This window comes from Candidatus Poriferisodalis sp., assembly GCF_965205175.1.
Taxonomy (GTDB): domain Bacteria; phylum Actinomycetota; class Acidimicrobiia; order Acidimicrobiales; family Poriferisodalaceae; genus Poriferisodalis.
The window spans coordinates 736,465-761,125 of sequence record NZ_OZ242038.1; the positions used below are offsets into that span (position 1 = coordinate 736,465).

Annotated in this window: 21 protein-coding genes; 7 read left to right on the forward strand and 14 right to left on the reverse strand. The window is 67.3% G+C overall.

Annotated elements, in window-relative coordinates:
• Positions 1–5: 5 nt before the first annotated feature.
• The 6 genes from ACOGI4_RS03150 to mtnA form a co-directional block, all read right to left on the reverse strand.
• Positions 6–269 (reverse strand): hypothetical protein, encoded by a 264-nt coding sequence (locus tag ACOGI4_RS03150; RefSeq protein ID WP_419842482.1) that lies wholly within the window; start codon positions 267–269, stop codon positions 6–8.
• 160 nt (positions 270–429) lie between these two features.
• Positions 430–1,134 (reverse strand): RelA/SpoT domain-containing protein, encoded by a 705-nt coding sequence (locus tag ACOGI4_RS03155; RefSeq protein ID WP_419842483.1) that lies wholly within the window; start codon positions 1,132–1,134, stop codon positions 430–432.
• Positions 1,135–1,516: 382 nt separating this feature from the next.
• A complete protein-coding gene (locus ACOGI4_RS03160; protein WP_419842484.1) occupies positions 1,517–2,134 on the reverse strand; it encodes a macro domain-containing protein in 618 nt (205 codons plus the stop codon).
• Positions 2,131–2,811 (reverse strand): DarT ssDNA thymidine ADP-ribosyltransferase family protein, encoded by a 681-nt coding sequence (locus ACOGI4_RS03165; RefSeq protein ID WP_419842485.1) that lies wholly within the window; start codon positions 2,809–2,811, stop codon positions 2,131–2,133. The genes ACOGI4_RS03160 and ACOGI4_RS03165 overlap by 4 nt, the downstream gene beginning before the upstream one ends.
• 99 nt (positions 2,812–2,910) lie before the next feature.
• On the reverse strand, positions 2,911–5,037 hold the full coding sequence (locus ACOGI4_RS03170) for a bifunctional aldolase/short-chain dehydrogenase (protein ID WP_419842486.1): 2,127 nt from the start codon (positions 5,035–5,037) through the stop codon (positions 2,911–2,913).
• Positions 5,031–6,245 carry an S-methyl-5-thioribose-1-phosphate isomerase gene (gene mtnA, locus ACOGI4_RS03175; protein ID WP_419842487.1) on the reverse strand — a complete coding sequence of 405 codons (1,215 nt, stop codon included), beginning with the start codon at positions 6,243–6,245 and terminating at the stop codon, positions 5,031–5,033. Before mtnA ends, ACOGI4_RS03170 begins: the two co-directional genes overlap by 7 nt.
• A gap of 155 nt (positions 6,246–6,400) precedes the next feature.
• On the opposite strand from mtnA, the gene ACOGI4_RS03180 reads away from it, so the two are divergent.
• The gene (locus ACOGI4_RS03180; protein ID WP_419842488.1) at positions 6,401–7,549 is read left to right on the forward strand and encodes a class I adenylate-forming enzyme family protein; all 1,149 of its coding nucleotides are present in this window, start codon (positions 6,401–6,403) and stop codon (positions 7,547–7,549) included.
• Between the two features lie 37 nt (positions 7,550–7,586).
• Here the strand turns inward: ACOGI4_RS03180 and menC are convergent, their stop codons facing one another.
• The gene (gene menC / locus ACOGI4_RS03185) at positions 7,587–8,606 is read right to left on the reverse strand and encodes an o-succinylbenzoate synthase (RefSeq protein WP_419842489.1); all 1,020 of its coding nucleotides are present in this window, start codon (positions 8,604–8,606) and stop codon (positions 7,587–7,589) included.
• 119 nt (positions 8,607–8,725) lie between these two features.
• On the opposite strand from menC, the gene ACOGI4_RS03190 reads away from it, so the two are divergent.
• Positions 8,726–9,382: a hypothetical protein gene (locus ACOGI4_RS03190; protein WP_419842490.1), complete on the forward strand. Its 657-nt coding sequence runs from the start codon at positions 8,726–8,728 to the stop codon at positions 9,380–9,382.
• 125 nt (positions 9,383–9,507) lie between these two features.
• The gene (locus tag ACOGI4_RS03195) at positions 9,508–10,461 is read left to right on the forward strand and encodes a cytidine deaminase (RefSeq protein ID WP_419842491.1); all 954 of its coding nucleotides are present in this window, start codon (positions 9,508–9,510) and stop codon (positions 10,459–10,461) included.
• A gap of 65 nt (positions 10,462–10,526) precedes the next feature.
• On the opposite strand, the gene menH is transcribed toward ACOGI4_RS03195, so the two are convergent.
• Genes menH through ACOGI4_RS03210 form a run of 3 tightly spaced genes read right to left on the reverse strand, consistent with a single transcriptional unit; the run spans position 10,527 to position 15,458 of the window.
• Entirely contained in the window at positions 10,527–11,348 is an 822-nt protein-coding gene (gene menH, locus ACOGI4_RS03200) for a 2-succinyl-6-hydroxy-2,4-cyclohexadiene-1-carboxylate synthase (RefSeq protein ID WP_419842492.1), read from the reverse strand.
• Positions 11,345–13,255, reverse strand: a complete 1,911-nt coding sequence (menD, locus tag ACOGI4_RS03205; protein WP_419842493.1) for a 2-succinyl-5-enolpyruvyl-6-hydroxy-3-cyclohexene-1-carboxylic-acid synthase — start codon at positions 13,253–13,255, stop codon at positions 11,345–11,347. Before menD ends, menH begins: the two co-directional genes overlap by 4 nt.
• Positions 13,256–13,262: 7 nt before the next feature.
• Complete coding sequence (locus ACOGI4_RS03210; protein ID WP_419842494.1) at positions 13,263–15,458, reverse strand: isochorismate synthase; 2,196 nt, start codon at positions 15,456–15,458, stop codon at positions 13,263–13,265.
• Between the two features lie 203 nt (positions 15,459–15,661).
• Here ACOGI4_RS03210 and ACOGI4_RS03215 point away from each other — a divergent pair, with 203 nt between their 5' ends.
• Positions 15,662–16,264 (forward strand): TetR/AcrR family transcriptional regulator, encoded by a 603-nt coding sequence (locus tag ACOGI4_RS03215; RefSeq protein WP_419842495.1) that lies wholly within the window; start codon positions 15,662–15,664, stop codon positions 16,262–16,264.
• A gap of 8 nt (positions 16,265–16,272) precedes the next feature.
• On the opposite strand, the gene ACOGI4_RS03220 is transcribed toward ACOGI4_RS03215, so the two are convergent.
• On the reverse strand, positions 16,273–17,811 hold the full coding sequence (locus tag ACOGI4_RS03220) for an AMP-binding protein (RefSeq protein ID WP_419842496.1): 1,539 nt from the start codon (positions 17,809–17,811) through the stop codon (positions 16,273–16,275).
• 260 nt (positions 17,812–18,071) lie between these two features.
• Between ACOGI4_RS03220 and ACOGI4_RS03225 the strand changes: the two genes are divergently transcribed.
• Positions 18,072–19,016, forward strand: a complete 945-nt coding sequence (locus ACOGI4_RS03225) for a 5'-3' exonuclease (RefSeq protein ID WP_419842497.1) — start codon at positions 18,072–18,074, stop codon at positions 19,014–19,016.
• A 35-nt stretch (positions 19,017–19,051) separates the two neighbouring features.
• On the opposite strand, the gene ACOGI4_RS03230 is transcribed toward ACOGI4_RS03225, so the two are convergent.
• Positions 19,052–19,411, reverse strand: coding sequence for a VOC family protein (locus tag ACOGI4_RS03230; RefSeq protein ID WP_419842498.1), 360 nt, complete (start codon positions 19,409–19,411; stop codon positions 19,052–19,054).
• 106 nt (positions 19,412–19,517) lie between these two features.
• On the opposite strand from ACOGI4_RS03230, the gene ACOGI4_RS03235 reads away from it, so the two are divergent.
• Positions 19,518–21,122, forward strand: a complete 1,605-nt coding sequence (locus tag ACOGI4_RS03235) for an acyl-CoA carboxylase subunit beta (RefSeq protein ID WP_419842499.1) — start codon at positions 19,518–19,520, stop codon at positions 21,120–21,122.
• Between the two features lie 243 nt (positions 21,123–21,365).
• Entirely contained in the window at positions 21,366–22,538 is a 1,173-nt protein-coding gene (locus ACOGI4_RS03240; protein ID WP_419842500.1) for a CaiB/BaiF CoA transferase family protein, read from the forward strand.
• 40 nt (positions 22,539–22,578) lie between these two features.
• Here the strand turns inward: ACOGI4_RS03240 and ACOGI4_RS03245 are convergent, their stop codons facing one another.
• Both ACOGI4_RS03245 and ACOGI4_RS03250 read right to left on the reverse strand, forming a co-directional pair.
• Entirely contained in the window at positions 22,579–24,030 is a 1,452-nt protein-coding gene (locus ACOGI4_RS03245) for a DCC1-like thiol-disulfide oxidoreductase family protein (protein WP_419842501.1), read from the reverse strand.
• 3 nt (positions 24,031–24,033) lie between these two features.
• A complete protein-coding gene (locus ACOGI4_RS03250) occupies positions 24,034–24,606 on the reverse strand; it encodes a hypothetical protein (protein ID WP_419842502.1) in 573 nt (190 codons plus the stop codon).
• Positions 24,607–24,661 lie beyond the last annotated feature (55 nt).

A 24,661-nucleotide genomic window follows, 5' to 3' on the forward strand; every position in this document is an offset into this window, starting at 1 on the left:
CAGCCTCAGCCGGCGGTTTGCAACAGCTCCTCGATCACGCGATCGTTGAAGTAGTTCGGGTGCGTAACTCTGATGGCTCGCTCCGAGTCGCCTCCAAGGAGCACAACCTCCACGCGCGGTTGATCCTCGAACTCAGTCTCCATCGCGAAGTACGCTTCCACGGCCCGCGAACCGTTGGTGAACTCCTGCCACCGCACCCGCTTGCGCTTGTCATGGTCGTACGCGATGAGGAAGTGAATCGTCTTGCCCCTGCGGCTCGTAGCGGCCATGCCCGCAGGCTAGCCGACCACGACGCACTCGGGTCAAGTTGCACAACGCTCGTTATGCCACACTTTCCGCTGGCCGCCCGCAGTGGGCGCGAGTCAAGCGCTCAGGCCCGGCCCCGGCGCAGGACCTTCCGAGTTGGAGCGGTTGAGGCGCGCCGATGTGTCACGTCCAGCCCAGCTCTTCGATGTTGGTCGTCCCTGCAATCACGCCAAGCCCCCCTGCCTCGGCGACCTGCGCCATGAGGCCCCGAAGCTCGTTGTCCAGCGCTGCCGGGTCTTGGCCCTGCGCGTCGCGCTCTGCAAAGGTGTCGCTCATGACGATCAGCAACCGGTGGACGTCTTCAGGCCCGCTGCCGCTCTTGTAGTCCACGCCGACTCGATTCGTGAGATCCTCCACGATCCGAGCCCACCTGTGCTGCCAACGCGTGCGTAGCTGCACCTCGACCCTTCGACCCCGGTAGTGCGTGCGGATGTGGACCGCTCGATAGCCCGAGTCGCGCGGATGCTCGACGTAGTCGATGACGCGATCCTCTCGGTTGTCGCGACGGCGGCTGTTGGCGGTGAAGCGGTCGCGGACTTGAGCGATGGCATTCAGCGATGGCAAGACTGCACGACAGCCGCCGATGTCCTGCATACGCGACAGCTTCATCGTGGGTTCGCGGCGAAGCTTGTCCCACACCGTAAGGCGTCGTTTGAGACGCTGCGTGATCTCTGCGTCGCGACCGATGACGTAGCGCTTGGTGGACACGCACGACTGCAGGCCCATGCGAGCTGTGAGCATCGGTAGCTTGTGCGCTGCGCGAAATGCTTCGACGATGCGTGCCGCATCGCGCAGCTCCTCGTCTGTCGGCGGCGGCAACGCCCCCATGAGGTGCTTCCGCACTGCTTGGCCAGCGCTGTCAACGCGGCTGTTGGACAGCACCGGGGCATCCGCCAAAAATGGTGAGCCTGCCAAGCGTCAGCTCGCGCCGAGTATGCACCTGCGGGATCCAGGCTCGCACGCGTCTGCAGCTCCACTCGGCCGGCGCATAGGCGCCAGCACTGCCGCTGCACACCAAGTCCATCTCATAGGGAAAATAGCAAAGGCCTATTGCACAGGGGAAGATGTAGAAGCTTAGCGGTCACGTTACATCAAGGACGGCGGCAGGCAGCGAAACTAGATCTGCTATACCGTCTGGTTGTATGAGACCGTCACGGGCACGCGTGGCGAGTACGACTGCTTCGACCGGAGACGGCGAGGGAGTAGCGCCTCAACTGGCTCCAGCAAGAAATTCGACGGAGGCTTGTTCTGCCGGTACGTTCCTCGGCGCGTAGAGAATCACCGGAATATCCAGTTGATCAAGCCGACGGTATAGCATTGGTCCCACGGTTGCCCACTCCAAGCGTCCATTTTCGCAGCCCAGAGCAGGAATCGCCAGTGACGTGATACCCCATAACTTGTAGTGAAGTTTGAGATGATCTAGACCTCGCTCAAGATAGCTGATTTTCGACCGCTCCTTCCAATGATTCTTGGTGGGGAAATTCAATACCCAAGGCTCCGACCGTTCATCTTGCTTATGATCGTTGGTGCCTGCGAACAAACCGAGCTGCTCGGCCACGATTGCATTGCCACAATTGGGAGGATCTGGATACAAGTACGGCACGCCGGGCTCAACTCGGCCCGCTGCACAACGTCGCTTGTAATCGCGGTACATGTCGCCGAAGCGCGGCTGTTGTTTGAATGCGAGGGCCACTCCTTTGCCCATTACGCCCTTACAGTTGACGGTGTTGACTAGTGTTTGAATCGGCTGGCGCAGTCCATCCCTGATATAACTTTCATACTCGTCGGCTCGCGATACATCGCCGGCCGTCTTGACCTGTTCGATCACGTGGCATCTCCATCCATTTGTTTAGCGATAGAAGTAGTGCCGAGAGCGAGCCAGTCTTCTCGGACAAAAAGCTCGAGCTTTGGGAAGAGCGGCTTCAGCACCGCATAAGCGCGATAACTGAATGTGTAGACTGCCTCAATATATTCCGGTGCTATCTCGTTGGGTATCAGCACTTCAGCCATCGCCAACCGCTTGTTTTCTTCTTGTTGTGCTTCATCTTGATTCCAACCTAAAGCAAACACCTTCGTTCGGCGAAGTCGCTTCACACCGGTCGGCATTGGCAGCGGATCCGACGTCTCCTGACTACCCAGACCGCCATCGGAGACTCTGACTTCCTCTAGGTCTAAGACTTCTGGGCTTACCACCAATACACAGATGTCGTCCCAACTATATCCCTTGATTTCGGCGCGCAATATGACATCGAACAGCATGGCATTTTGAGCATTGAAGTATAGACAAGCATAATCGTGTATCTCTCGCTCGCGCCGGATGGTTTGTGGCCGTTCTCTAGCGATGTTCAAAGGCCGATATTGTTGTGCGGCTTCATGACTGAGGAGGCCGTGCTCGAAGATTGATTGTAAGTTCTTACGGTGAACTATGTGATACAATTCGGTGTGGTCCGTTGGCTTCAGACGTTCGTGTGATGAGGCGACACTACCAGCAGGACGTTTCGACATCTCTTCGACGTTCTCCTTGCTGGAGCAGGGCGGGGGCTTTAGTCCTTTTGCGAAACTACGTTAGTTGACGGGATAGGATGGACAGATGCGATTAGCGGGCTAGATGACGCGGTCGCTGCCTCCGTCTTGGGGGATCTGGGCGCCGGTGGTGTGGGCGAAGGCGGGGCCGCAGAGGGTGGCGATGAGCGCTCCGACATCGGCTGCGGCCAGTTCGCGTCCGAGCAGGTTGCGTCGGCGGTACTGCTCTGCGGTGAGGCCGTAGCTGGCGGCTCGCTCGGCGATCAGCTCGTCGGACCACAGCCCCGTGTCGAACACGCCGTCGGGATGCACCACGTTGACGGTGATGCCGTCTGTGGCCCATTCGAGGGCTGCCACGCGAGCCAGCTGGGTCAGCGCTGCCTTGGACGCCGAATACGCAGCCGCGTTGCGCCCAGGTGCGGGCACGTTCTTGGAGCCGACCACAATGACGCGCCCGCCGACCGGCGAATGCCGTAGCACCCGATGCGCGCCAGCCAGCGTGTTGGCCGCCCCGCTCACGTTGACCTCGAAGGTCTGCTGCCATGCGGCGTCCAGCAGCGGATCGTCGCAGAGTTCGCTCACCGGCACTGACGGGCCGAAGACGCCGGCCGCCGCCACCACGATGTCGATGCCACCGAAGCGCTCCACCGCAGTGGCCACTCCGGCAGCCACGGCTCGCGGATCGGTGACATCGGCCACGGTGTGGTGACGCGCCGTTCCGCTGATGCTCTCGGGTGCCGGCGCGAGGTCAATGCCTGACACTGCAGCGCCGGCCGCCGCCAGCGCGTCAGCCGCCGCCCGACCGATGCCTGACGACGCGCCGGTCACCAGCGCCACCTGCCCCGCCAGCGGCGCAGGCGCACCTGCACGCGCCAGCTTGGCCTGCTCGAGCTCCCAGTACTCCACGTCGAACAGATCGGCCTCGCTGAGTGCCACGTAGCCGCCCAGGGCCTCCGCCGCGCAGATCACGTCAATGGTGTGCAGGTAGATATCCGCAGCGATGTCGCAGTCGGCCGCACTCCGCCCGGCGGTCCGCAGTCCGAGTTCGCGGTCCAGCACCACACGCGGCGCTGGGTCCAGAATGGTGAGCGACGCCGCGGTGCTTGATTCGGTGGTGTTCGAGGCTGCGGTGCCCGAGTATGCAGCGCGCGGCTGATTCGCATCCGCAGAACGACGCCTCGTCACATTGCGCTCGAAGTACGCGCGGTAGTCGTCTGCGAATGCGGCGACGTCGCGGCCCACCAGCGGGAATTGCTTGGTGCGGATGATGTGGTCGGGCGTGGCAGGCCCACGGCATGCGACCGGTGCCACGTCATCTCGGGCACAGAACGCATCGGCACGCTTGTCGCGGACCGCGCGTAACAGCAGCGGCACTCCGGCTGCAGCGGAGATTGCCGCTCGCAGCTGTGCAACAGCCTCGCAGTCGTCGTTGTCGCCTCGCGATGTTGCCGGTACGCAGTCGTCGCCCGAAACACCACCATCAGTCTGCGGCTCGTCTCGATCGTCTGTCGTCCGGCCGGCCGTCGGCGCGCCGGCCTCGGCCAGGTGCTGTTCCGCTTCGCTGATCAGATCAATCATCAAGTCGTAGGCTTGACGCGCCGTGTCGCCGAAGGTGAAGATGCCGTGGCTCAGCAGCACCATCGCCTCGGTGCCGTCGTGGGCCTGGGCCCGCCACTCATCAGCGCAGCGACGAGCCAGCTCGAATCCGGGCATCACGTAGGGCACCACGACGACTCGCTCACCCCACAGCCGGCGTACTCGCTGGTCGCCGTCGGCAGTGTTGGTGAGTGCCAGCACGGCGTCGGCATGGCTGTGCAGCACTGCGCGCTGAGGCAACAGCGCGTGTAGGATCGCCTCCACCGAGGGATTCGGAGCGCTGGCGTCGAGCAGGTGGATCCGCAGCTGATTCACCATCTCGGTATCGCTGAGCGCCGGCAGCTCAGCCAAGCGCTGCACAGGCATGAGGCGAAGTGGTGCGAATCCGGGCGGCTCAATAGTCGCGAGGTCCCAGCCGCTGCCCTTCACCCACAGCGTCGGGATCGGCTCGCCCCAGACATCAGCGCTGGTGCCTTTGATGGACGTGTTGCCGCCGCCGTGCAGAACCAGCGCCGGCGCCGCTCCGACCAAGCGCGAAGCGTAGGTGATCTCGCCGAGATCGCCCAAGCCTTCCCAACGTCGGGCATCGTCGACATTCCACCGATTCAGCACCGCCGCTCCTTCGGCTTACTGTGCGCAGCCCGGTTGGCCGCCGACTCCGATTCCGACTCGCCGGCCAGCACGCGAGCGATGGATTCGCCAAAGGGCGGCCACAGCACGCCGCCGTCGGTGAGTATCGCCGTGATCAGCCGTGCCGGTGTGACGTCGAAGGCGGGGTTCACCGCATCCACGCCCGTCGGAGTGAGTCGGCTGCTGCCGGCGCAATGCACTTCGTCAGGATGCCGCTGCTCGATGACGATGCGGTCGCCCGAAGCGAGGGACGTATCGATGGTGGTGGTGGGCGCGGCGACGTAGAACCCGATGCCCGCATCGGCTGCGGCCAGTGCGTGTGCGAGCGTTCCGACCTTGTTGGCAGTGTCGCCGTTGGCGGCGATTCGATCTGCGCCGACGATCACTGCGTGAACTTCGCCGCTGCCGATCAGCGAGGCCATGGCGCCGTCGGCAACCACCGCCACGTCGATGCCGGCGTCGGCCAGTTCCCACGCCGTCAGGCGGGCGCCTTGCAGCAGCGGCCGCGTCTCCGACGCCAGCACGCGCACGGGCTCGCTGGCAGCCGCCTTGGCGTAGACCGTGGCCAGCGCGGTGCCGATGCCCGCGGTGGCCAGTCGTCCGGTGTTGCAGTGCGTGGCGATGACCGTGGCATCGGTCAGCAGCTCACGCCCGAGGCGGCCGATCTCCGCGCATGCCCGTGCGTCCTCGGCACCGATGGCCAGGGCCTCGTCCAGCAGCCGCTGCCGCAACGCCGCCACGCTGTCAGTGCCCGGTGCCGTCGGGCCACCGCCGTTCGACAGCCCAGTGTCGGGCGCACGGTCAGCTTCGACCACCGGCGCTGCAACGAGCGCCAGCGCAGCATCGATGGTGCGATCGACCGCCCAGCGCAGGTTGACCGCCGTGGGCCGGGCATCGCCGATGAAGCAGCGCAGCCGCTCCAACTCCGCTCGGGCGTCGTCCAGCGAGCAAGGCGACGCTGCGTCGAAGCCAACGACCACCGCGAGGGCGCCGAACGCCCCGAGCGCCGGCGCTCCTCGAATTGCGAGTCGCCCGATGGCATCCACTGCGCCGGCGGCATCGCGCACGTCGATCAGCATCAGCTCCGCCGGCAGGCGCGTCTGGTCGATGATCTCGATGCTGGAACCAGTCCAGCGCAGCGTGGGTGTGGGTGCGTCCATGCGCTCCACAGTCTCGCGCCGATGTGTCACACAGCGGTCAACCTTGTCGCAGCACCTGTCGCAGCCCAGACCCGCAACGCAGCCCGGACCCTTCGCAGCCCAGACCCGCAACGCAGGCCGAACGGTCAATCCAGGCGAAGAAATGCGGCTGCACGCCAGCAGCAGGCCCGGGTAGGTTCCGCGCCGTGCATCGGCTGGTGGCGCTCGCGATCGGAGGCGGCGATCCTTTCGTGGCGGAGCTGCAGCGTGCCTGGAATGCCGGCGACGCTGTGATGCCCATCGATCAGCGACTCCCGGCCGCTGCCCAGCAGTCGCTCGTCGAGCGCATGGGTGCCATGGTCGTCGTGGACAGCGCCGGACGCCACCGGCGGCGGGGCGGCTGGAGTGTCGAGCCCGGCGACGCGCTGGTCATGGCTACCAGCGGCAGCACCGGCGAGCCGAAGGGCGTCGTGCTCACGCACGCAGCCGTCGAGGCGAACGCCATGGCCACCAGCGCTGCGCTCGCTGTGGACCCCAGCACCGACCGATGGCTGGCGTGCCTGCCGCTCTCCCATGTGGGCGGGCTGGCGGTGGCGGTGCGAGCGCTGCTCACCGACACACGGCTCGACGTCCAGGACGGCTTCGCCGCCGACGCTGTGGACGCCGCAGCACGCCGAGGGGCGACGCTCACTGCGCTGGTGCCCACCGCCCTTTCGCGGATCGACGCGTCAGCATTCCGAACCATCCTGCTGGGCGGTTCCGCTATGCCATCGCAGCGACCCGCCAACACGGTCGCCACCTACGGCATGACGGAGACGTTCAGCGGCGTCGTGTACGAGGGCCGGCCGCTCGACGGCGTGGAGCTGCGCATCGTCGACGGGGAGATACAGCTGCGCTGCCCCATGCTGGCGCGCTGCTACCGAGACGGGACCGATCCCCGCACCGCCGACGGCTGGTTCCCCACCGGCGACGCCGGCGCTGTGGCCGACGACGGCCGGCTGACCGTATTCGGCCGCCTCGACGACATGATCGTCAGCGGCGGCCAGAACGTGTGGCCTGTTGCAGTAGAGCGCATTCTCGCCGAGATGCCCAACATCGCCGAGGCAGCAGTCGTCGGCAGGCCAGACCCCGAATGGGGCCAAGCGGTCACCGCAGTCGTCGTCCCCGCAGATTCCGAGCAGCCGCCCGACCTTGCCGAGCTGCGCGAAGCCGTCAAGGCGCAGCTCCCGGCCTACTGCGCCCCCCGAGCCCTCCAGTTGGTCACCAGGCTGCCTCGAACTCCCCTGGGAAAGCTTCAGCGTCGCCGGCTCTCGCATCCACAGAGCGGCAAACAACCACATGAGTCAGGCTGCTGACACCGTTCGCCAGGGAAGCCCAAGCCAGCGAACAGGCTCACGACGGTGCCGAAGGAAGAGGGAGGTAGCCGCCAACAGGCACGACGTCGGGCGGCATCGCATCGGTGAACAACGGCGCAGTGCCAACCCCATGTACGCCATGCGGATCCACGGCCGCGGCCGTGTCGCGGGCAACCCGCAGTCCGACAGGCCCGCAGAGAAAAGAAGACACCACGCAGCGCACCCCGCGCATGGCGGCCCGCCGTGCGAGGTCGTAGGCGGCGTGCGGCCCGCCGAGTACGGCAGGCTTGAGCACCGCCACCTCGATGGCACCCACGCCGATGAGCCGGTCCAGCGCCTCGGCACTGCGCACGTGCTCATCGGCGGCGATCCGCAGCCCAACCGTGCGGCTGATCTGCGCCCAGTCCGCCGGTTGCGGTGTCGGCTCCTCCACGAAGTCGATGTCGAGATGGCCGAGGCGTCGCAGCACCTTCACCGCCGCAACGCGATCCCATCCGCCGTTTGCATCCAGTCGCAGCGCCACGCCGGCAGGCAGCGCTCGCCGCACCGCGGCGATACGCGCCGTCTCGTTGCGCAACGCTGCCGTCGTGGCGTTGTCGCCGTTCGCATCGGGGGCAGCAACCTTGAGTTTCAACGCCACGTGGCCTGCCGTCGCGGCGGCGTCGGCTTGCTGCGCAGCGGCTTCGGGGTCCGGTTCGGACACCAGTGCTTGCACTGCGAGGTGCCGCTGCGTGGAAGTCTCGCCGGCCAGCAGCGCCGCGAGCGTGACGCCTTCGATCTCGGCATCGAGCTGTGTCAGCGCAGACTCGACAGCGGCCGCAGCACACGGCTCACGAGGTGGCTCGCCGGCGGGTTCGTCGGCCCATCGCTGCAAGGCCGCAAGCGCTTCGTCGTAGGTCTCGACGCCGAAGCCGGGCAAGGGCGCTGCTTCGCCGCAGCCGACACTGCCGCCGTCGCCGACCTGCACTTCGATGCCTCGTCGCTTGCGGATGTCGCCATGTGCGGTTCGCAGCGGCCGAGCCAGTGTCAGCTCGAACTCCCGCAACGTCGCTTGCATCAGCCAAACGCTATTGCCCCATCGTCGCGCAAAGCGGGTGGGACAGATGTGGCAGCGCGCAGTTCGCGGCGTTCTCGGAAGTGTTTCCCGGCAGCCCCTGTCCGAGGTGCTGTTGTCACATGAAGTCGCCGGCGTACAATGTGCGGATGCAGTGCGTGATGGGTTTGGGTGGCGAGTGTGTTTGGGGGAATGTGACGGGCGAAGACACCGACGCTGCTGTCGTCGTGACGGCGGTAGGCGCTTACTGTGAGATCAGGGATATCAATCGAAACGGATACACCGGCTGCAGTAACGGCTTTCGACAACTACACTTGGAGACAGAACAGGACCGTCTCGGCATCCCGTTGTGGCACAACTCCCGCACCGGGATTCGTTGGCATCTCTCCTACAGGCCTCGTATCCGCCGCTCTGTTCGGCGCATCAGCTTTCAGCTGTCAGAGTTCGTGGATCTGGCGGACGGCAGGCGCATCATGCTGCGCGACGATCGCGAATGGCAGGACAAGTTCTCTAAGAAATATTGGGAAAACGTCAACCGCGAATATCTGACGGAGCAGTCTGCCGCACGGTTGAGTTCGGAATGGTATGCACAGGAGGAGTTTGACTACCGGCGCAATCGTCTGCTGGCTTTCGGCATCCATGTGGAACCTATATCGCTGAGGGACGCACCAGCCGTCATCGAGTTCGGACCGCATGTCCTGATCCGTCTGCAGCTTGCACAGCCTGGCGTTGTCAACGACGACCGAAATGACGAGGCCCTAGGTGGAGCGCCTTGGTGACGCATAAGGCACTCGAAGTGCCCGACGGCTGCCGTGCCGCAGCAGCCATAGGATCACATTCCGCGTGCGCGCAGTAACTCGGTCTCGGTGCGGTGGCCGCAGAAGGCGAGGCTGAGGTGTCCGACGTGTCGAGCCTTGACCGCATCGGCTGGGAAGAGCTGCGCGCCAATGCACAAGCAGCAGCGCGCATGGCGCACGCCCCGCACTCAGGCTTCAAGGTCGGGGCGGCGGGCAGAGCGGCCGATGGGCGGATCGTGTCGGGGTGCAATGTGGAGAATTCCTCCTACGGGCTGACGCTGTGCGCGGAGTGCGGCATGGTCAGCGACCTGCACCGCAGCGGTGGCGGCCGGCTCGTGGCCGTGGCCGTCACGAATGAGCGAGGCGAGCCGCTTGCGCCCTGCGGGCGCTGCCGGCAGCTACTGTTCGAGGCGGGAGGGCCGTCGTGCATTGTGAACGAGGAGGCCACCGTCGAAGAGCTGCTGCCAGGCGCGTTCGAACTCCTCCCCACCGAGCGGACCACCCCCGAGCCCGCTGCGGGGGCGGTCTCGGTGACCAATGCCTCCGTGATCGCGCTCGGGGCGTACTGCGAAATCGGCTCGGAAACGCGCATGCCTTCCTCGGTGCATCAAGGCTTCATGCTGACGGAGGAGGAGACGGCGTGGAGCGAGTTGCGCGGTTCCGCACGAGAGCGCCGGCCCGCACTTCGACGCTTCTCCGCGAAACCGTCACACCGGCTGGCGCCTCGCCCCCTTCAAGCCCTCCGGCAGCACGCGAAGTGGATCAGCTTCCAGGTGGCGGAGTTCGCAGACCTTGCTGACGGCAGACGCTTCGTGCTTCGTGATGACCGCGGCGGCTGGAGCGACGATTTCCGGCAGGCCTACTGGTCGTACATGACTGCGGACCAGTTGATCGAGAGGACGCTGCACGTGCTCGAGTACATGTGTCACTACGACCAGTGGCGCCGTCTGGCCGATCTCGGCATTCACGTGGACTTGGACTCGCTGAGGACGGCGCCCCATATCGTCGAGCTCGGGCCGTGTGTGCTGGCGCGGCTGCAGCACGGGGACATGATCGACTGACACGGTCCGCCCGCCCCGCCACCGCAGTCGGGCTGTCGGCTTGGCGTCCGTTTGCTCGATGCGTGTCAGGAGGAGCTGTTTGCCGCCAGGTGCCGTCGAATGGCGCGTGCGCACTCCTCGGGGGATTCGAGGTGCACGGCGTGGCCGGCATCAGCCATGACTGCCAGTGCGCTGTGTGACAGCAGCTCGTGCATCTGGTGGCCGATGGTGACGAACTTGGCGTCGAGCGCTCCGCACAACAGCAGTGTCGGCACCGTGATCGTGGCGAGCTGGTCCCACAAGGGAGGCATCGAGCCGGTACCACCGTGGCGCAAGCAGTTGGCCAAGCCCGTCGGGTGGCATCGGCGGCGCTGACGTAGTGACGCATCCCAGTCGGCGGGGCTGAAGTTGGCTCGAAGGGAGCGCCACATCGGCAACGCCGTCCAGTAGTCGACGAACCAGTCGATGCCGCGCTCGCCGATGCGCTCGGCCAGCCTCGCATCGGCTGCGCGGCGTTCGGCCCGCTCGTGCTCGTCGGCGATCCCGGCTGTGGCACTGATGAGTGTGAGGGAGCGACACAGCTGCGGATGCGCCGTTGCGAGCGCCAAGGCGACTCGCCCGCCCATGGAGTAGCCGACGATGTGGCATGGGCCACAAGGCATCGCCGCCGTAACGCTTGCCACCATCTGCGCCGCGGCCTCGACGCTGTAGAGCGCACCCTCGGGCGGTGACGGGCTGCGACCGTGGCCGAGCAGGTCCACGGCGACGCACCGCCAGCGGTCCAAGCGTTCGATGAGCGGGCGCATCGCCTCGGCGCTGCCGGTGAAGCCGTGCAGCACGACCACCGGTTCGCCGCTGCCGGTGACCGTTGTGGCCAGCTGCGGCAGCGACGCGGCAGTCTGGGTCACCGCGGACCTGCGCCGCTGCGGGCTAGCGCGTGCTCGACGGCTGCGGCGATGCGGCGATGCTGGTCGCGGTTGGCGTCGGCGTCGATGTCGATGGCGATCACCCGCAGCCCGCAACCGGCTCGGCCGGCGGCCAGCAGCGCGCCGAGCTGCTCGCTGGTCGAAACACGGTGATGCTTGAATCCGGCACAGTCCGCTAGCCCCTGCGCCAGATCGGCGCTGCGCAGCGTCGGCGGCGTGGTGAGCAGCCGCTCGAACGCGCTGGCTTCCACGACGCCGTACGCAGGCAGAAACGAGAAGATGGCGCCGCCGCCGTTGTCCACCACGACCACGGTGAGGTCCACGCTGCCGTGCTCGGAATCGAACACGGCGATGAGTCCGCCGAGGTCGTGGCGAAACGCCAGATCACCGACGAACACCGTGGTCGGCGTGGCCGCAGCAGCCACACCGCCGGCTGCGGAGATCACGCCGTCGATGCCGCTCGCGCCACGGCTGGCATGCACCGTGAGCGGCGCCGCGCGAGTACCTAGGAACGAATCCACATCGCGCACGGGCATCGAGTTCGACACATAGAGCGCATGACCGGCAGGGAGGCTGCGCCCGAGTTCGCGGGCGACCCCCGCTTCCAGCAGCGGCTCTGTGTCGAGGATTCGGTCGACGGCCCCAGCAGCGCGGCTGTCCGCGGCGGCCCAGCGGCGCGCCCAGCGGCTGCTGCGCGCCGGCAGCTGCTCGGCGGCATCGGTCAGCACGCTCGGCCCGGCGCGCAGATGCAGCGACACGCTGAACGTGGCGTCGGTCCAGGTGCTGTGCGGGTCGACCAGGGCGAATGCCGGCCGGTGGCGTTCGACCCACAAGCGCAGCGGCTTGCACGTCGGAGCGCCGCCGAGGCGCAGCACGGCATCGGGCGGTTCGGTATCGGCCCAGGAGGTTCGCAGCAGCAGGTCGTGATGATCGGTCACCACCACGCCGTCGAGTTCGCGCCGCAACTGCGAGCACGGCTCAGCCAGCAGCGGCCAGGCCGCAGCTCGGCAGAACTGCGCCGCAGCCTCCGCCCAGTCGCCACCATCCCACATCGGCCCGGCCACCACCACGCCACGCTCATGGCGATGCGCGAAGTCGACCAGTTCAGCCGCGGCGCCGCCCGACACACCCGGCGCTGCGATCCGCCCGCGCGCCGCATCACCGAGCGCGAGCTTCGGCCCTGTGTTCGCGTGAGCCTGAGTGCCATCGGTGGGCGCGGGCACCTCAAGCGCCCGGGAACCTCGGGACGGATCGTGGCTTGATGCCCAGCGCTCGTCGCCGAAGGCGACGACGGGTTCCAGCGGCTCGCGAAACGGCACGTTGAGGTGTACCGGCCCGGGGCTCGTCCCCGCCGACTGCTCCACCGCCCGCGCCGCTGCGGCAGCAAACCAACGCGTCGCCTGCCCGACCGCCAGCTCCGAGGGCACCGGCGTCTCGCAGAACCAGCGAACGTGACTGCCGTACAGCGAGTGTTGATCGATGGTCTGTCCTGCGCCCCAGCCGCGCAGCTCAGGTGGGCGGTCCGCGGTCAGCACCACCAGCGGCACACCGGAGTAGTGGGCTTCGACCACCGCCGGCAAGTAGTTCGCCGCTGCCGTGCCAGAGGTACACACCAGTACTGCCGGCCGCCCAGCGCCCTTGGCCAGCCCGAGCGCGAAGTACCCGGCCGAACGCTCGTCGATCCGCACCCAGCTGCGCAAGCCGGCGGTCCTGTCGGCCGTGAGCGCCAGCGGCATCGACCGCGAACCGGGCGACACCACCGCATCGGTCACGCCCGCCGCAACGAGTCCGTCGCACAGGGCCTGACATGCTGCGTACGCCGGGTCGCCACCGCTGTCAGCGCCGCTGCTGCCGTCTCTTTGGTCTACACCTCGCCCCGCGGCCGCCACGGGGCGTTCAATCGTCTTCGAGGGCGTGCATCAGCGCCTCGAACTTGGTGGCCGTCTCCGCCAGTTCTCGGCGCGGGTCAGCGTCGGCCACGATGCCGCCGCCCGCGAACAGCCTGGTCTCGTGTGGGCCGGTCAACGCGCAGCGCAGCGCGACGCGGAACTCGCCGTGCCCGTCCAGCGTCGTCCAGCCGATCGGCGCCGCGTACCAGCCTCGCTCGAAGTCTTCGTGCCGTTCGATCCAGCGCCGGGCGATGCGTCGGGGAAGCCCCGCGACGGCCGCGGTCGGGTGCAGAGCGCCTGCCAGCTCCAGCACTGTCGAGCGGGCCGCTAGCCGTCCTGCGATGGGCGTGTGCAGGTGCATGATGCTCTGCAGTTCCATCACGCCGCTCGGCGCAGGAGGGTCGAGCGTTATGCCGCACCTGCGCAGCGTGTCGCGCACGTCGGTGACCACCATGGCGTGCTCGGTCAGTTCCTTGGGGTCGCGCCGCAGCTCAGCCGCGAGTTCCCGGTCGCGTGCAATGTCTCCGCAGCGGGGGCGGGAGCCGGCCAGCGCATCGGTCCGCAGCCGATTGCCGTCGAAGCTCACCAGGCGTTCGGGAGTGGCGCCGAGGAAGGTCTGCGGCCCGCGTCCGAACGCGAACGTCACGCACGACGGGTACCGCCGCCGCAGCCGGTCGAGTACGGCGACGGGTTCGAGGGGCGACGAAATGCGAAGCGCCCGCGCCGTCACGACCTTGTCCATACCGCCGCCCCCGATGCGGTCCAGAGCGCAGCGCACGAGCGACTCGTAGCCGTCATCTGCCTGATACTTCGCACGCAGCAGCGCGAGTGCTGTCGCATTCGGGTCGCTTGTCGCAGTATCGGCCGCCATCGCAGCAGATCGCGCAGCGGCCATGACCGGCCCAAGTGCCGCTCGAGTCGTCGCTGTCAGCCACGAACGCTCGCCGCGACGCACCAGCAGCACCTCAGGCAGTGTCAGCCTGCCGGCGCCGAACGACGCCCAAGTCGATCCAGTCGCAGGCGGCTCGGGGCTGAAGGAGAAGCCGCCGACCAGCAACGGACCGGTCGGATGACCGTTGCCGCCGGTCACCGACACGTCCAACCGCTCCAGCGTTTCGGCAACCGACGCCCAGCGCTGCTCGCCTGCAACGGCGTTGGCCTCGAACGCGCTGCCGAGCGCGCAGAATTCCAGCTCGTCGTCCGGCGAGGCCCAGTAGACCCGCTGCATGTCTTGCGCGGCGGCGAACACCGCGAGCGGGTCGGGCGCGTCGCGCAATTCGCGGCATTCCAGCGTCACCCGACCGGTGTCGCAGCCCGGTTCGCGGACACAGGCACCGTCGAGGCCCGCCGGTGCGGCGCCGGAATCGCTGAGGTCGACTGTCGTCGTGTTCGTACTGGTGGGGCTGGCCGTTTCCGCCCCGCCGCTGGCGCGCCCCGCCGAACCAGCATCGTCGTGCTGGTCATTGGCCGATTCGTCGACGGCTCGTTCAAGGGGCGTCAGTTCGCTGACGGTCAGTTCATCGGAGGCCAGAATGCGCTCGGTCGCATGCTCCACCAGCGACTCGCGGAAGTGCTGCGCCACCAGGTCGGTGACCAGCGGAATGAGCCGCGCGGCCAAGTCCGCTCGTTGCGCCGTCGGCATGTCCGCAAAACGGTCAGCGAAGAGCCCTACCGCGTCCGCAGCGACGGCGTCCATGTTCGACGCGTGCCGCAATGCGAGGCCGATCAGGTCGTCGAGAGGTATGTCCGCGGCGAGCAGATCCATAGCCGCCCGCAGCATCGTCAACGCTCCGGCGCTGTAGAGCGCGTCAACGGTGCTGTCTTCCGCGGCTGACGGGTGGTCGTGCAGGTTCGTCGATGCGCGCCGCGGCCGCACCAGGCCGGTATCGGCCGCAAGCCGGACCAGCTCCTCCCCGAGTCCGGACTGGCGCACGAGTTCGTCGAACGTCAGCGTGTCTGTCTCGCGTGCGCCCAGCGCAGCCAGCATCGGATCGTCGTTGCCGTCGCACAGTCGTCGGATCTGCGCCAGCGAGAAACCCGCCCCGGACAGGCGGCGGATTTCGCCGAGCCGCCGCTCGTGGTGCTCGCCGTAGCTCGCGACGCGGCCGTGACGCTCCGGTGAGGGCAGCAGTCCGATCCTCTGGTAGTAGCGCACAGTGTCAACGCTCACCGAGTGGGCTGCAGCCAGCTCTTCGACCCGCATGGCCGCAGTGTACGCCTACGTTGAGAGCGACTACTCCGAGAGTTGTCGCTCTGCGTGTCGGACGGTGTGTCTCGCCGCGGAGATGCCTCGCTCTGGGTGAATCTGTCAGTGCGTCTGTCTGCCCAGCTCAGCGCGGGAGCGCACCCTGTCAAGAGCGTCCGCGTGAGGGCACTCGGGCGAGCGCCCAGATAGGGTGCGCTTCGATGGCCCGGCGAGCGCGCCTGAGCGCCGACGACTGGGTGGCAGCTGCGCTGGAGGTGCTCGTCAGCGAGGGCATCGGCGCCGTCAAGATCCTGCGGCTGGCTGCGCGCCTCGGCGTCAACCGCGGCAGCTTCTACTGGCATTTCGACAATCGCGCAGCGCTGCTCGACCGCCTGCTGGAGGTGTGGGACGAGACCAATTCCGGCACGATCATCGCGGCCGCGACGAGCCGAGGCAGCATCGTCGACCGTTACGTGGCACTGATGCGCTGCTGGCTCGCCTTGGAGCGATTCGACCCGCGGCTTGAGGCTGCGGTGCGGCGATGGGGTCGCAGCAATCCCGAGCTGCGCGAGCGCCTCCGTGCGACCGACGCGCGGCGAGTCGAGGCGTGCGCAGCGATGCTGGCCACCGAAGTTGCCGACCCGACGATGGCACTGCACCGCGCCAGAACGATGTACTACCTGCAGATGGGCTGGTACGAACTCGAAGCAGGCCTGCCGACGGACGCGCAGATCGAGGCGAGTCCGTACTGCTTCGAGATCTACGTGGGCCGCCCGCCTTCCGGTGACGAGCGAACCGCCATCCTGGCCGGGCTGCGAGCCTGAGACGCCGCTCAGTTGATCTGCTTGTCCATGCCTTCCCAGTAGGGCGCACGAAGCTTGAACTTCTGGAGCTTGCCGGTGGCAGTGCGTGCCAGTTCGTCGCGGAACTCGACGCTGGTGGGGCACTTGAAGTGCGCCATCCGCTCTCGGCAATAGTCGATGAGCTCGCGCCCGGTCACCGTTGCTGCGCCGGCATCGGTGACCACGAGGGCCTTGATGGTCTCGCCCCACTTCTCGTCGGGCACGCCGATCACCGCTGCCTCGGTCACCGAGGGGTGGCTGAACAGCACGTCCTCCACCTCGATGGACGACACGTTCTCGCCGCCGGAGATGATCACGTCCTTCTTGCGGTCCGAGATGGTGACGTGGTGCTCCTCGTCCATCGTGCCGCCGTCGCCAGTGTGGAACCAGCCGTCCACGATGGCCTCTGCGGTGGCCTCGGGCTGCTCCCAGTAGGCCTCGAGCACCACGTTCGCACGAGCCAGGATCTCGCCTTGGCCGTCGATGTCGATCCTGACGCCTACGGCAGGCGCGCCGGCACGGCTCAGCTTGCGGGCCCGATCCTCGGGTTCCAGTTCGTCCCATTCGGCTCGGCAGCGGTTCACGGTCAGCAGCGGCGCGGTCTCGGTGAGGCCGTAGATCTGGATGAACTCCCAGCCCAGCTCGGTCTCCATGCGTGCGATGGTGCGGGTGGGCGGCGGCGCACCCGCCACCACCATACGCACCCGTCCGCTGCCGGGAATCGGGCCCGGCCAATCGGCGGCAGCGTCCAGCACGGCTGCCACCACGGCCGGTGCGCCGCACATCAGCGTCACACCGTGCTGCTCGATGCGGTGCAGGATCTCCGGTCCGCGCACCTCGCGCAGCACCACGTGCTTGCCGCCCATGCCGGTCACTGCGTAGGGCATGCCCCAGCCATTGCAGTGGAACATCGGCAGCGTGTGCAGGTACACGTCACGATCGCTCACGCCGCTGTGCCAGCCGAACGTCGCAGCGTTCACCCACAATGCACGGTGCGTCTGCTGCACACCCTTGGGGCGCGCCGTGGTGCCGGAGGTGTAGTTGATGGTGGCGGTGAGGTCCTCGTCGGGCGTCCACGGGGCCGGCTCGTCGCCCATGGCGTACATCTGGTCGTCGGCGTCGGTGCCCATCACCACGAAGTGGTCGACGTCGATGTCCTTGCAGGTGTCCTCCATCGACGGGTCCACGAGCAGCATCGAGGCGCCGCAGTGGTCGACGATGTAGCGGATCTCCTCGCGGCTGAGGCGGAAGTTGATCGGCACGAAGATGCGGCCGTAGCCGGACACGCCGTAGAACGAGGTCATCAGCCGTCCGGCGTTCTGCGACACCATCGCCACCCGCTCGCCGTGCCCGATGCCGAGCTGGTCCAGCTTGGCGGCTTGCGCGCGCACCAGCTCGCCGAACCGGGCATAGGTGATCTCCCCCAGCCCGCCGCCGGGCGCGTCGGGCTCATCGGCCAGCGCCACCCGGTCTGGGTAGACATTGGTGGCCCGGTACAGGAAGTCGGATACAGAAAACGAAACCTTCATGTCGCCCCCTCAGTGTCGTGCGTGGGTGCCAAGCGTGGGTGAGTGTCGTGCGCAGCAGCTCGCCGGCGAGCGCAGGCAAACGCCCGCCGCCCCGCCGCAGCCAGACACCGGCCCGACCGCTCAGCCGCGCTAACTCTAGAACGTCTGCCGCAGACGGTCCCTTGCCGAGGGCCTGGTTCGGTTGGTCCTGATGAGCTTCGATGCGGGCGGCCGAGCGGGCTGGTCGCTGTCATCGCGGCGAGTGGCGTAGGGTCGTTGGTGTGCAGGCGGGACGCTCGGCGCCACGCCCGGGGCAGGTCGACGGGTCGGTTGACGTCCATTTGGTGGACGGCACCTATGAGCTGTTTCGCCACTTCTTCGCTGTGCCGCGCCGCTCCTCGACCGACGGGGCCGAAGTAGGCGCACTGCGGGGAGTGCTCGGCAGCATCGTGATGCTGCTCGAGGGCGGCGCCACCCATGTGGCGGTGGCGACCGACCACGTGGTGGAGTCGTTCCGCAACGAGCTGTGGCCTGGCTACAAGGACGGCTCGGCCATCGACCCCGACTTGTTTGCGCAGTTTCACCCCACCGAGGAGGCGCTGGGGCTGCTGGGCGTGACCGTGTGGCCGATGGTCGAGTTCGAGGCCGACGATGCCATGGCGGCGGGCGCAGCGATGGCTGCCGTGGACGACCGCGTGCGCCGAGTGCTGATCTGCACGCCCGACAAAGACTTGGGCCAGTGCGTGGGCGGCAAGGTGGTCCAGTGGGATCGCCGTGCCGACGAGATCGTCGATGCAGTGGGTATCGAAGCGAAATTCGGCGTCGGTCCCGCTTCGATACCCGACTACCTGGCTCTGGTCGGCGACAGCGCCGACGGCTTTCCGGGTCTGCGCGGCTGGGGCGCCAAGACCGCCTCGACGATGCTGTCGCACTACGGCCACATCGAGCACATCCCTGCGTCACATCTTGACTGGGCGCCGCGTGTGCGGGGCGCAGCCGGCCTCGCGGCCACGCTGTCAGCCGAGCGTGACCTCGCTCTGCTGTTCCGGCGCGTCGCCACCGTGCGCACCGACGCTCCGGTGTCGCCCGCCGTCGACGAGCTGGAGTGGCGCGGCCCGCGACGAGGCTTCGACGACCTGTGCGAGCAGATCGGCGCCGCTCAGCTGCATGAGCGAGTGATGAACTTGGCTGCCTACCGCGCCGATACTCGACAGGCCCATACTTGACCGCCGGCGCAGGCGCGACGCGGCGCAGTGCAGCGTCAGGCCGGCTGGTTCAGCTCGATCATGTTGCCGGCGGGGTCGAAGAAGAACGTCTGGCGCGCCGTCGTGCCCGGCAGCGGCACCGGATCGCGGACCTCCACACCCACCTCACGCAGCTCGCTCACGGCGGCATCGATGTCGTCCACCTTGAATGCCCAGTGTTGGCCCTTGGGCGGCACCCAGTCGGCCACCTCGATGAGATGCACCTCGCCGCCGCCAGGCGTCTGCAGCCAGCGCCCGTTGAAGCCGAAGTCGGGCCGTTCGAGCTGCCTCATTCCCAAGACGTCGGTATAGAACGGCGCCGCAGCATCTACATCGGCGCAGTTGATCGAAACGTGATGTACGGGCCCCAAGTCCATCGCCAAAGCTTAGGCCCCAACGCTGCCTGCCGCCGCGGGCCAAGATGGGCGGATAACCGTCGACCACCAGAGCTTCCTCGCAGGCCAGTCTCGTAGGCTCTGGCGGATGGCTGAGCCGACTGTCGGACCGACTGCTGAGCCGACATCTGGGCCCAACCCTGAGCTGACGATGGACGAGCGGCTGGCCGAGCTGGCCCGCCGCCGCGGGGAGGCGTTGAACGCCGGGACAGCGCGTGCCGTGCAGCGTCAGCACGACAAGGGCAAGATGCTCGCTCGCGAGCGCATCGAGTACCTGTTCGACGACGGCACCTTCCACGAGCTCGACATGCTCGCCCGCCACCGAGCCCACGACGTCGGGCTCGACGAGCGCCCCTACACCGACGGCATCATCACCGGCTGGGGCAACATCGACGGCCGCAAGGTCTTCGTGGCCAGCCAGGACTTCACGGTGTTCGGCGGCGCCCTCGGCGAGGTGTTCGCCGAGAAGACCCACAAGGTCATGGATCTTGCCGAGTCCGTCGGTGCCCCCATTATCGGATTGAACGACGGTGCCGGCGCCCGCATTCAGGAGGGTGTCGTCTCGCTGGCGGGCTATGGCGGCATCTTCCGGCGCAACGTGCTGGCCTCGGGCGTCATCCCGCAGATCAGCGTCATCATGGGCCCGTGCGCCGGCGGCGCCGTCTACTCGCCCGCGATGACCGACTTCATCTTCATGGTGCGTGACTCCAGCCACATGTTCATCACCGGCCCTGACGTGGTGAAGACGGTCACCGGCGAAGATGTCACGCTGGAGGAACTCGGCGGCGCCGGCTCGCACAGCACCAAGTCGGGCGTGGCCACCTTCGTGGCGGCCGATGAGAAGGCAGTCCTCGACGACGTCCGCTACCTGCTGTCGTTCCTGCCTTCGAACAACCTCGACGCCCCCCCAGTGGTCGCGACCGCCGACGAGCCGGACCGCGCGTGCCCCAAGCTGCGCGACCTCATGCCCCAGAGTCCCAACATGCCCTACGACATGACCCAGGTGATCGGCGAGGTCGTGGATGACGGCGAGTTCTTCGAGTACCACGCCGCTTGGGCCGGTTCCATCGTGTGCGGGTTCGCACGGATCGCTGGCCGCTCGGTCGGCGTGGTCGGCAATCAGCCGACGGTGATGGCCGGCGTGCTCGACATCGATTCCTCAGAGAAGGCGGCCCGCTTCGTGCGGTTCTGTGATGCGTTCAACCTTCCGCTGCTGACGTTCGTGGACGTGCCGGGTTTCTTGCCCGGCATCGACCAGGAGCACGGCGGCATCATCCGACACGGCGCCAAGCTGCTGTACGCCTACTGCGAGGCCACCGTGCCCCGAGTGCAGGTCATCACCCGCAAGGCCTATGGCGGTGCCTACGTGGTGATGGACTCCAAGTCGGTCGGGTGCGATGTGAGTTTCGCGTGGCCCACTGCTGAGCTGGCGGTGATGGGCCCGCAAGGCGCGGTGGAAATCCTGCACCGGCGCGAGCTGCAGCAAGCGGCCGACCCTCAAGCGCGCAAGGCGGCACTGGTCGACGAGTACAGCCGCAAGTACGCGAATCCCTATGTCGCAGCCGAGCGAGGCATCGTGGACGCGGTCATCGACCCTGCCGAGACCCGCCAGAAGGTCGTGGCCGCGTTCGACATGATCAGCGCGAAGCGCGAGGAACTGCCGCGTCGCAAGCACGGCAACGTGCCGCTGTGATGCCGGCGCCTGCATCGGTGACCTCGCTGGCTGTTTTGCCTGCTAGGTCGCCGGCGGCGAACGCGCAAGAAGCAGCCGCCATCGTGGTTGCCCTCGAGTTGCTGTGGCCGCGCCCCGAGCTGCCGGTCCCGTCCGCGGCCCCGAGCAGCGCCTGGCGCTTCAGCGGCCGCCCGTGGCAGGCGCCGACGTCTTGGGCCGCTGTCCGCTATCGCTGACGGTGGCTGAGGCCCGCTGCGGTCATCGATGACCACAGGCTCGCTGCCGTCGACGGTGACCGAAGATCACCGAACCGACACCTCGATGCCGCTCGCCGGCCTGAGAGTCGTGGACGTGTCGTCGGTCTTCGCGGGTCCGCACTGCGCCCGCTACTTGGCCGACTTCGGCGCCGATGTCATCAAGGTGGAGCGGCCCGGCGGCGACACCGTCCGCAACATCGGCTGGCGCGACGCGCAGGGCGAGTCGCTGTGGTGGCGGCTCGTCAACCGCAACAAACGCTGCGTGACGCTCGACCTCAAGGCCCCAGACGACGTGGCTGTGCTGCGGCGGCTGCTCGCCGAGGCGGACGTCATGGTGGAGAACTTCCGGCCGGGCAAGCTCGAGGCGCTGGGCTTGGCGCCCGAGAAGCTGATCGCGGCGAATCCGAATCTGGTGGTCGTGCGGCTGACCGGCTTCGGCCAAGACGGCCCATACCGAGACCGGCCGGGCTTTGCGACGCTCGCTGAGGCGATGAGCGGCTTCGCTTCGATGAACGGCGAGGCGGACGGTGCGCCGATGCTGCCGCCGGTGGCGCTCACCGACGAGATCGCAGGTCTCGCCGGTGCGTTCGCGGCGATGGTGGCGTTGCACAGCGGCGTCGGCCAAGTCGTCGATGTCAGCCTGCTCGACGCGATGTCCCAGGCGATGGGCCCGCTCATCACTGCATGGCACGCGCTCGGCTACCTGCAGCCGCGGCTGGGCTCGGGCGTCCCCTACAGCGTGCCCCGCGGCACCTACCAGGCGTCCGACGGCGGGTGGCTGGCTGTCAGTACATCGACCGATTCGGTGGCCGCGCGGGTCATGGAGATGATCGGGCTCGGCCAAGACGAGCGATTCGTGACCTTCGAGGGCCGTGTTGCACACCGCGCCGAGCTGGACGGGGCGATGGCGACATGGGTGGCGGGCCGCACGCTTGAGGAGGCGGTGGCTGCATTCGACGAGGCTGAAGCCGCCGCAGCGCCGGTGCTCGACATGAGCCAGCTCGCAGCCGATCCCCATGCACAGGCCCGCGAGGTGTTCGTGGAAGTAGACGGGCTCGTGCAGCAGAACGTGGTGGCTCGGCTGAGCGCCACCCCTGGCCGTGTCCGCTGGACCGGTCGCCGCCACGGCGCCGACGACGACTGCCTCGCCGAATCCGCCGACGCCTGGCCGGCGCCTTGACTGCCCGAGCCCCCGGTACCCGATGCCGGATTGCGGGGCATCAGCCTCCGCTGTCGTCGCCGATCGGCGTCACGCCTTTGCGCTTCAGCAGCAGCCGGCGCACTGCTGTCATCAGCGGATACGCGACACGCGAGATCAGCGGCCAGCCGAACGCCAGCCGGTTGAACTTGTTGAATGCGCCGCGATCGGTCGCCAGCAGCGCCAGCACGTTCAGCGCTTCGTGACCGACGTAGTACTGGTCGTTGACCTTGGCCACCATGCCGTCGTCAAGGTCATGGGGCAGACGGCGCACCTCGTCCACCATCGGGCCGCCCTGGCGGGCATCGACCAGCGTCAACTCGCCGACGGATTGGCGCAGCCTCAGGTAGCGGGCGTAGTTGGCGCACATCGGGCACTCGCCGTCGTAGACCAGCCAGACCCGCAGCCGCTGGCGGGCCGCACTGGGCTGTCGCGACTGCTGGCGCCGCCGCAGCAGGCGAAACGGCAGGCCCACCACCGGCAGCGACCGCACCGTCCCCGACAGCGAGAACCGCTCGGGTGCGAGCGGCGAAACCAGCAAGAACAGCCCCACCATCACGATGTTGAGCGAGAACGAGATGTTCATGAGCAGATCGCTGGAGATGTGGAACAGCATGAACGCAGCACCGAACGGACGGTGCAGGTGCGGCCGCGACACGACGAACAATGCAAAGATCTCGAGGTAGAGCGTCGTCAGCCACATGGGCTGTGTCAGCCAGTCGTGCTGCATCACGATGGGCAGCAGCAGCGGAATCTCGTCGGCTTCAGCGAACAGCCTGTCCGCCAGGATGCGGGTCAAGGCATCAGCCGAGAACACCTCCATTCGCCCGTACCAGATCTTCCAGATGCCCGACAAGGTGTAGGCCAGCAGGATTGCCACTTGCGCCAGCCACAACGCCGTGAGACACGACCGCACGCTGCTCCACGCACGTCGCTGCAGGCTGCGCCGACCCGGCAGGAACAACAGCGCGAAGCCGACCAGCAGCAACACGTGGGTGCCGTGGTTGATTGAGCCGTAGGAGTTGCGAATCGCCAGATACGTGAACAGATGCATGAACGCGCCGAGGCGCAGGGCGAAGACGCCGGGCGCGGCCGCAGCTCCGAGCGCGAACGCCAGACCCACCGCCGTCAGTGCGATCTCGTGGCGCAGCCAGTCCGTGCCGACCAGTTGCGCCATGAACCTGATGGGCCACAGCGGCGCAGTCGGCGGGCCGCCGGAGTAGGCATCCCCGAAGGGATAGTGACCCGTGCCGACGAGGTATGCGAGGAACACGTAGTAAAAGCGGCCGAGCAGCACCACGTCGTGCGCTCGTCGCATCAGTGCCGCAGGCGTTCGCTGCTGGTCAGCTTCGGTGCTGCGCAGCGCCGCGCGGCCGCGCCGCAGCACGCGGCGAATGCGGAGGGACCCGCTCGACGGGTCGCTGCGAGTGGCCTCCACGGTTTGAGTCCGGTCGTCGGCGGCAGTGAACGACATCGCTCAGCCGCTCTCAGCGCCGCTGATGGTGCCGTCGTCGGTGCCACTGCGGTCGGCGATGCGACCGGCACCGGTATCCCAGCGGACGATCACTTCGCTGGGACGAAAGAAGTCCGTCCTGCTCATGCGCCCGTCTGCAAGGTCGGTGACCTTGGCTTGCACCTCGCGCAGATCCACCTCGGCCTTGACGATGCTGAACTCGATCCTGCGTTCGCCCAGCTTGCGTTGCAGGATCGGATGCAGCACCTCGGTGATCTGCTTGTCGCAGCCGCGATCCTTGGCACAGGCGATCGCGACCCGGCGAAGCGCCTTCCAGTCTCGGACGTCGTCGCTCGGTATCAGGTAGGTGCTGCGTCCCGGCGCTTCGCCGTCGACGCGGTCGACGACGAGGCCGTATTCGGACGATTGCCAGTCAGGGATGTGCGTGAAGAGCTTCCACTTGAAGAAGGGGAACACCTCGACGTGGTCCGTCTCCGCCAGGGCGTGCAGGGGAATCATCACGAGGTACAGCACCAGGAAGCCGGGCACGATCAGCTTGCGCAGCCGTTGCCACCCGCGTTTGGCTGCGTTGGTCACGGGTTCATCCCGCACGCGATGAGGAACCGCTCCGGCCACACTCGCATGGCTGCAT